Origin of the sequence: Cereibacter changlensis JA139 (assembly GCF_003034985.1) — a bacterium.
Classification (GTDB): domain Bacteria; phylum Pseudomonadota; class Alphaproteobacteria; order Rhodobacterales; family Rhodobacteraceae; genus Cereibacter; species Cereibacter changlensis.
This window is the reverse complement of sequence record NZ_PZKG01000161.1, coordinates 1-7,635: the sequence shown is the minus strand read 5'-3', so window position 1 is coordinate 7,635 and position 7,635 is coordinate 1. Positions and strand designations below refer to the sequence as shown.

8 protein-coding genes are annotated in these 7,635 nt (G+C 67.3%); 6 read left to right on the top strand and 2 right to left on the bottom strand.

All coding sequences use genetic code 11. The features are described 5' to 3' along the window. The 5 genes from C5F48_RS20380 to C5F48_RS20360 all read left to right on the top strand — a co-directional run. A partial coding sequence (locus tag C5F48_RS20380) for a helix-turn-helix domain-containing protein (protein ID WP_107665621.1) occupies positions 1-1,022 on the top strand: 1,022 nt, incomplete at its 5' end. 257 nt (positions 1,023-1,279) lie between these two features. Then, positions 1,280-2,152 carry an efflux RND transporter periplasmic adaptor subunit gene (locus C5F48_RS20375; protein ID WP_211314660.1) on the top strand — a complete coding sequence of 291 codons (873 nt, stop codon included), beginning with the start codon at positions 1,280-1,282 and terminating at the stop codon, positions 2,150-2,152. Further along, positions 2,149-2,856, top strand: a complete 708-nt coding sequence (locus C5F48_RS20370; RefSeq protein ID WP_107665619.1) for an ABC transporter ATP-binding protein — start codon at positions 2,149-2,151, stop codon at positions 2,854-2,856. The genes C5F48_RS20375 and C5F48_RS20370 overlap by 4 nt, the downstream gene beginning before the upstream one ends. Then, complete coding sequence (locus C5F48_RS20365; RefSeq protein WP_107665618.1) at positions 2,856-3,998, top strand: ABC transporter permease; 1,143 nt, start codon at positions 2,856-2,858, stop codon at positions 3,996-3,998. The genes C5F48_RS20370 and C5F48_RS20365 overlap by 1 nt, the downstream gene beginning before the upstream one ends. Positions 3,999-4,002: 4 nt before the next feature. After that, positions 4,003-5,205 carry an ABC transporter permease gene (locus C5F48_RS20360; protein WP_107665617.1) on the top strand — a complete coding sequence of 401 codons (1,203 nt, stop codon included), beginning with the start codon at positions 4,003-4,005 and terminating at the stop codon, positions 5,203-5,205. A 79-nt stretch (positions 5,206-5,284) separates the two neighbouring features. On the opposite strand, the gene C5F48_RS20355 is transcribed toward C5F48_RS20360, so the two are convergent. Continuing rightward, positions 5,285-5,521: a DUF1127 domain-containing protein gene (locus C5F48_RS20355; RefSeq protein WP_107665616.1), complete on the bottom strand. Its 237-nt coding sequence runs from the start codon at positions 5,519-5,521 to the stop codon at positions 5,285-5,287. 95 nt (positions 5,522-5,616) lie between these two features. Here C5F48_RS20355 and C5F48_RS20350 point away from each other — a divergent pair, with 95 nt between their 5' ends. Further along, positions 5,617-6,483: a LysR substrate-binding domain-containing protein gene (locus tag C5F48_RS20350; RefSeq protein ID WP_107665615.1), complete on the top strand. Its 867-nt coding sequence runs from the start codon at positions 5,617-5,619 to the stop codon at positions 6,481-6,483. Positions 6,484-6,862: 379 nt separating this feature from the next. On the opposite strand, the gene C5F48_RS26495 is transcribed toward C5F48_RS20350, so the two are convergent. Then, the gene (locus C5F48_RS26495) at positions 6,863-6,955 is read right to left on the bottom strand and encodes a hypothetical protein (protein ID WP_373454357.1); all 93 of its coding nucleotides are present in this window, start codon (positions 6,953-6,955) and stop codon (positions 6,863-6,865) included. Positions 6,956-7,635: the final 680 nt, after the last annotated feature.

Here is a 7,635-nt window from a genome sequence, read left to right as displayed (position 1 = left end):
TCGTTGTCGCGATCCTGCTTCTTGTTCTGCTGGCCGAGGTGGTCCGGCGGGATGATGGCCTGCGGGCTGGCGGGGTGCCCGGCAATCTGCCGTTTCTGGTGCTGATCCTCGTCAGCACCCTGCAATCGGTGCTGTCGGGGCTGCGATGGGGGTATGGAGTCCAGGGGGTGATGTATCTGATGCCGGCGATCGCTGCAGTGGTGCCGCCGCTTGCCTATGCCGGGGTGTCGCGGCTGGTCGGGGCAAGCAGGCTCGCGCCGCTGCGCCGGGTGATGCTGCACAGCGCGCCTGCCGGGCTGATCGTGCTGCTGACGGTGCTCTGGCGGGATGCGCTGGATATCGCGATTGGCGGGATCTTCGTCTTCTATGCCGGGGCGATCCTGTTGTTGATGCGGTCCGGCGCAGATTCCCTGCGCCGCCTGCCGTTCGAGAATGCGACGCCGGCCTTCCGGTCAATCATCTTCGCGGCGCTGGCGCTGCTGTTTTCGGCCGCGCTCGACATCTATGTCTTCCTCGACTTCCTGCAGGGGCGCGGGAGCCATGCGCTGGCAGCGATCACCCTCGGCAATCTTGGGGCGCTGATCATCCTGTCGCTGGCCGGGGCCATCGCCAGCCGCAACCCCGCCCCACCCGAAGAGACCGAGGCCGCGCCGCCCACCGAGGCGGATGGCGACCGCGAGACGATGGCCGCGGTCATCGCACAGATGGAGGGGCGGCGGGTCTACCGGGATACGGACCTGACGCTGGACCGGCTGGCCCGCAAGACGCTTGTGCCCGCGCGCCAGATCTCGGGGGCCATCAACCGGACGACCTGCAAGAACGTCTCGCAATATGTGAACGAGTTCCGGGTTGCCGAGGCCTGCCATCTGCTGGCGGACACGGACAAGCCGGTGACGGAAATCATGTTCGATGTCGGCTTCCAGACCAAATCCAACTTCAACCGCGAGTTCCGCCGCGTGACCGACATGACCCCGGTCCAGTGGCGCGACAAGCAGCGCAGGGCGCTGGCGGGCTCCGCCTAGGCGCGGGGTGCTGAATCGCGATCCGGCACCGACCGGATCGCGTTCAAGGACGCGTTTCATGGCTCGCCGGGCATTCTGGCGGCATGAACATGATCCCGGAAACTCCCCCATTCGCCGAGGCGCTGCGGTCCCTGACCCTGCCGCGCTCCGCTGATCCCGTTCCGCCGCCGGGCCATAGTGCCCGGCGGCGGAACCTTCTTGCCGCCGGTCTGGCCGGGGCTGGCATTGCCCTGTCCCTGATCATCGGGCGCGCCGTCATGCCGGGCACTGCGGCAGCGCCCGTGCTGGCGGCAACGGCCCCTCCGGCAATCGCAGCCCCGGTCCAACCCCTGCGCCGGGAGATCACCGGCTCGGGCCACGTCGTCGCCCCGCATGAGACGGTGGTCTTTGCCGGGCAGGAGGGGCGGATCACCGGCATTCTGGTCGCCGCCGGTGACAGGGTTGCGGCGGGGCAGGTGCTGGTCACGATGGCCGATGCGACTGCCGATTTTGTGCAGGAACAGGCGCGGGGGGCGCGGGCAGCGACGGAGCTGGTGCTCGCCGCGCAAAGGATCGAGCTGGCGCAGGCGGAGGCCTTTCTGGGCCGTGTCACTGCGCTGGCCGCCGGCCAGGCGGTGTCCCTGCAACAGCAGGAGGCGGCGCAGACCGCGCGGGATCTGGCAGCGAATGCGGTATTGCAGGCCATGCAGGCGCTGGAAGCCGCCGACCTTGCCATCCGGGTCGCGCACGACAGGGTGGCGGAATTGACCATCCGCGCTCCGATCTCCGGCACCGTCACCCGGATGGGCGCGCATCTTGGCGACAGCGTGCTCGCGCGGGCTGACGCCGTGCGCGAGGATCAAAGCCTGCTGACCATCACCGACACCAGCCGTCTGGTAATCGACGCCGATGTGGCAGAGGCCAGCCTGTCGATGCTGCACCCCGGGCAGCGCGGCGAGGCCATCCTCGACAGCTATCCCGGCCAGCCCTTCGCGGCCCAGATCCTGCGGATCGCGCCCGTCATCTCCGCTGCCAAGGGCACGGTCACGCTGCGCCTTGGCCTGACCGCGCCGCCCGCCGGCATCCGCCCTGCCATGGCCGCGCGCATCCGCATCATCACCGAACCCCAACCCGGAGAGGCCCCACAATGACCGAACCTGCAACTGACGCGCCCTATATCGCCCTGAAGGCGGTGCAAAAGGGCTTCAAGATCGGGGCCGAGGCGGTCCCGATCTTCACCGCGCTGGACCTGACGATCCCGCGCGGGGATTTCGTGGCGATCATGGGCCCCTCCGGCTCTGGCAAGTCGACGCTGCTGAACATGCTTGCGGGCATCGACAGCCCCGATGGCGGCGAGTTGCGGATCGGCAGCGCCCGGCTGGACCGGATGGGCGAAGGCGCCCGGTCGTCCTGGCGGGCCCATAGCATGGGGATCGTCTTCCAGTTCTATAACCTGCTGCCGATGCTGACGGCGGCCGAGAATGTGGAGCTGCCCCTGCTGCTGAAGCCGCTGGCGGCAAGGGATCGGCGCGCGCGGGTGGAAAAGGTGCTGGATCTGGTCGGCCTGTCGGGGCGCGGCGGCCAGTATCCGGCGCTGATGTCGGGCGGGGAGCAGCAGCGCGTGGGCATTGCCCGCGCCATCGTGTCAGACCCCGCCTTGCTGCTCTGCGACGAGCCGACGGGCGATCTTGACCGCAAGTCGGCCGGTGGCGTGCTGGAGATGCTGCGCTTTTTGAACCGCAAACTGGGCAAGACCATCGTCATGGTCACCCATGACCCGCGGGCGGCATCCTGTGCCCGCCGGACGCTGCATCTGGACAAGGGCCAGTTCCTGGAAGAGCGGAGGGCGGCGTGATGGGCTATCTTGGCCTTGCCAGACGGAACGCCTGGCGCAAGCCGCTGCGCACGGCTCTGCTGATGGTCTGCGTCGCAATCGCCTTCCTGATCTATGGTCTGACCGCCAGCTTCCAGCATGGCAGCCAGGGGGCGGCAGGCGCCAGCGAGGATCTGCTGGGCGTGATGAGCGCGGCGGGCAGGGGGCAATCCTTGCCAATGGCCTATCTGCCGCGGCTGGAGGCCGCGCCGGGGGTTGCCGCCGTGGCCTGGATGGCCCGGCTGCGGGGCTTTGCCGGGGCCGAGAGCAATGTCATCGCCGTCAGCGCCGCCGATCCCGAACGGCTGGCCGCGGTGAATGGCCCCGAGCTTGGGCTGGCGCCGGGTCTGATGGCCGCCCTGACCGGTGCCCGCGACCGCGTGCTGGTCGGGCACGCGCTGGCCGAGGCGCAGGGCTGGGCCCCCGGGCAAAGGATCACCGTCACCGCCTTCGACACCCCCACAGCAGCGGGCAGCCGTGACTGGCAGTTCGAGATCGCGGGCATCTTCGAGGGTGCGGGCCCCAGCACCGACACCTATTTCGTCATCGCCCGCTATGACTATGTCAACGCGCTGCGGGCCCGCGGCTCCGACAGTGTCGATGCGTTCGTCGTTCGGCCGCAGGAGGGGGTTTCCTCCGGCGAGCTTGCCCGCAGCATCGACGCCCTTTTCGCCAATTCGGCCGCGCCGACCCGCACCCAGACGGAAAAGCAGTTTCTTGAGGCCTTCCTGCGCCAGTTCGCCGATGTCGGGCTGATCATCAATCTTGTCGTCGGGGCGGACTTCGTCACGCTGCTGATGATCGTCATCAATACCCTCGTCCTTGCCGTGCGCGAGCGGCGGTTCGAGATCGGGGTGCTGAAAACCCTTGGCTTCTCAAAGCGGCGGATCCTTGCGCTGGTCCTTGCCGAGACGCTGTTCATCTTCGCGGTCGGCGGGGGCATCGGCCTTGCGCTTGCAAAGGGGGCGACCCTGCTGGCCGGGGCAAGCCTCGGGCTGGTGCTGGCGCCGCTGATCCTTGGCAAGGCCATCGCCCTGATCGTCTCGCTGGGCGCAGTGTCCGGCCTGATCCCGGCGATCAGCGCCATTCGCAGCCCCGTCATCACAGCCCTCAGAACAAGGTAGGCCCATGTCCTCCATCTTTCGGCAAGTGCGGGCCATGCTCCGCGCCAATCTTCTTGGTCTGCGGCGGCGGCTTGCGATCTCGGTCTCGATGATGCTGTCGGTCGCGCTGGTGGTCTGCGTGCTGGCCGGGTTCCTGGCCATGGCCGCGGGGTTCGAACGGACGCTGGCGGGCACGGGGTCGGCCTCTGTCGCGGTGATCCTGGGCGGGGGCAGCAACCGCGAAGCCGGCTCCGACATCCCGGCCGAGGCGCTGCGCGGCATCCTTGCGCTTGGCGGCGAGATCGGCGTCGTCCGCGATACGGGCGGCCAGCTTGTCGCCTCGCGCGAGGTCATCGGCACGACCGAGGTTGCGGCCGGTGATGGCGCGCACGCTGCGACCCTTGCCCTGCGCGGCATGGATCTGTCCGGGCCGGATTTGCGCGACGGTGTCGCGCTTGTGGCGGGGCGGATGTTCACCCCCGGCACGCGCGAGCTGGTGGTGGGCCTTGGCCTCGCCCGCCAGGGTCCGGGGGGTGCCATTGGCGGCAAGGTCCGGCTCGGCGCGCTGGACTGGACGGTGGTCGGGCAATTCGCCGCCGGCGGCAGTGCCTTCGAGTCCGAGGTCTGGGCCGATCTGGACGCCGTGCGCGCCGCCTTCGACCGGCAGGGCGAGGTGCAGAGTCTGCGGCTGCGCCTTGCCGGCCCCGAAGCGATTGGCACGTTGCGCGCAGCCCTTGGCACGGTCACGGCAACGCCGCTTGTCGTTGTTTCCGAGGCCGAGCTTTATGCCGGGCAGTCGGGCAGGACGGCGGACCTGATCCGGCTGTTCGGCTGGCCGCTGGCGCTGCTGATGGCCGTTGGCGCGACCGCGGGGGCCCTGAACACAATGATGAGTTCGGTGGCCGACCGCAGGGTGGAAATCGCCACCCTGCGCGCCCTCGGGTTCAGCCGGATGGCCGCCTTCCTTGCCACCTGGATCGAGGCCTCGTTGCTGGCGCTGATCGGGGTGGGCATCGGCATCGCGCTGTCATGGCTGCTGTTCAACGGCTGGCAGGCGAGCACCCTCGGCGCGAACAACGCGCGCATGGGGTTCCAGCTGATGGTGACGGGCGAGGTGATGGCGAAAGCCAGTCTTCTGGGGCTTGCAACGGGCCTGATCGGCGGGGCCTTGCCGGCCATCGCGGCGACACGGCTGCCCCTGACGGCGGCGCTCAAGGCAGGGGCTTGATCGTGGAACCCCGCCGCTCCGGCCTGCCGCACCAAATGCGTCGCGGCACTGGCCGCTCAGTGGACGCAGGCGCCTGCGTTCAGCCTCTCCAGAACGGCTTCCTCGCCTCGGCTTGCGCTGCCTCTCGGGTCCATCCTGCATCCTCCAGCACGCTGTCGGGACCGGGGAGCAGGTCTTGGGCCAGGATCTTGCGAAGGGCCGCGCGTTCCCTCCAGACCCGGAGGAGCGAGTTGGCAGACACCTTGTCCCTATGCATCGCAAAGTGGTCGCCTGATGTGAGGCCCATGGGCTGCGGAAAGTCGACGACATTGGTCATGGCAGGCTCCCTTGTTCCTTGATAGGTTTCTATCAACACGGAGAGCCAGTAAAAATCGAGTATTTCTCCGGTCACTGTGAGCAAATGGAACGCAGATGCGCCGCCTTCCTCCGTTATCCGCCTTGCCTGCCTTTGAATCTGCTGCGCGTCTGGGATCGGTGACGGCCGCCGGAGCGGAGCTGGGGCGAACGCATGGGGCCATCAGCAAGCAGATCGCTCACCTGTCCGAAGATCTGGGCGGCGGCTTGTTCGAGAAGGCCGGGAACGGGCTGAAACTGACGTCGCGGGGGGAGCGCCTGAGAAACGCATCCACCGCACTGCTCGACGATCTGTCGGCTCTCGCCCAGGTGCTGCGATCGGAGCAGGACGAGCGCCGGATCGATATCCTCACCAGCGCGACCTTCGCGACACGGTGGCTGATCCCGCGACTGCCGCGTTTCTACAGGCGCCGTCCGGACGTGGATCTCCGGCTGAGGATGTCTGGACCGCAGCCCGTGCCCGACCATGATTTCGATGTTCTGGTCAGCTATGACCGGCTTCGCGCACTGACCACGGACATGGATGGCCAGATCATTGGGGATACCTCCTACGGCATCGTGTGCGCGCCGGGCTACCCCCTGCGGGAGGTGGGGCAGCTTTGGACCGCACCGGTCGCCTTCGTCCAGGCCGGTGCCCCGCAGAGCTGGCAGATGTGGATGCGGTTGGCTGACATCGAGTTCCGCGCGGAGCAGGAAGTGGAACATGCCCACCACCTTCTGGCGCTGGAGGCTGCGGCAGCGGGATTGGGCGTTGCGCTGGCAGAGCGACGCCTGGTGGATCAGGACCTCGCGACGGGACGACTGGTTGCGCCCCTTGGCTTCAGGACCGTGCCAGGCGGGCTTCTGGTTGTGGTAACGCCACGAGCCTCCAAGCGGAGCACGGTGGCTGCCTTGATCGACTGGCTTCGCGAGGAGGCGCTGTAGAAACCAACCTCCAGTGAGGGCTTGAGTGACATCGAGCAGCGTTGCGCCCGGGTTGCCAGCGCTTGTGGGGCTCGGACAACGGCACAATCGGGCCACAGTTGCTGCGCACCGCCGATCTCATGCGCCAGCCCAGCCTCCCCGATGCATCCCTTCTCACGGGCGCGCGGCACTTCCAGGGCCCGATCGTCAGCAGTGCGGACAAGTCTACAGCTCAGCTATCGTTCTTGTTCACGAAGGACCCGCCCGCCGAGCCATCCCGAGAGACCGAGGTGCTGTTTCAGCAAAGCCGAACTTTGCGTAGAGCCGGTCAGCCGGGACATCGGCGATCAAGCTGACATAGGCAGAGGTGGGAAGATGAGCGGTTACGAACCCCATCAGTTCAGTCATGATCGCCTTGCCCTTGGTGCGAAGGGTCGACAGCAATGTCCACAATCTGGAAGAAGCATCCTCCATCACCGATCAGCCGGCCCATGCCGACAGCAACCCCGTCACGCTGGACGACCACGGCAAATACAGTCCCGGAGAGGCCTTTCGTGGCCGCTTCGTCAGAGAAAGAGCTCAGGCGCCGACAGGCGTATCCGATGTCTCCGCCCCATTGATTTCGCCAGTTCCCCATCGCTGACCGAGAGGCGAGTCTTGCTCTGAGGTTTCAGAAGGGGGGGCGATGCGGATGGTGGAGAGGGATTTGGCGGCCGGATCGAGGTAGTTCGGCGCACTCGGGGCTACCCGAAGCGCTTGGAAGCGCGGCGGCGATAGCGTCGCATCCTGGTGGGGCGAGGGGGCTATACTGGACCAGTGCGGGGGCCATGCCGTTGGCAGAGCAGTCCGGTTCCGGCGATGGCCATCGTCCCGCGACCCGATCATGCTGCTGCGACGATCTGTCTTGGAAAATCGGCCTTCCCTGGGTGGCCACTGGCAATGGCGGGCCATACGTTCAGCTCATGGAGGCCACAATCCCGCCAATTCGCCAGAGGCGCGAAATTGCCCCGTCGTCTTTCAGGCGAAGCGCCTCTCGTGACAAGCATCTCACTGCTGTGCTCGTCAGGGTTCTTGAGACATGGCGCTGCGCCGACACCGATAACAACGGCCGAATGTCCTGCCTCGATCGGCAAGGCGGCATCAAAAAGTCCACACCTGTTCCCGGCCTATCGA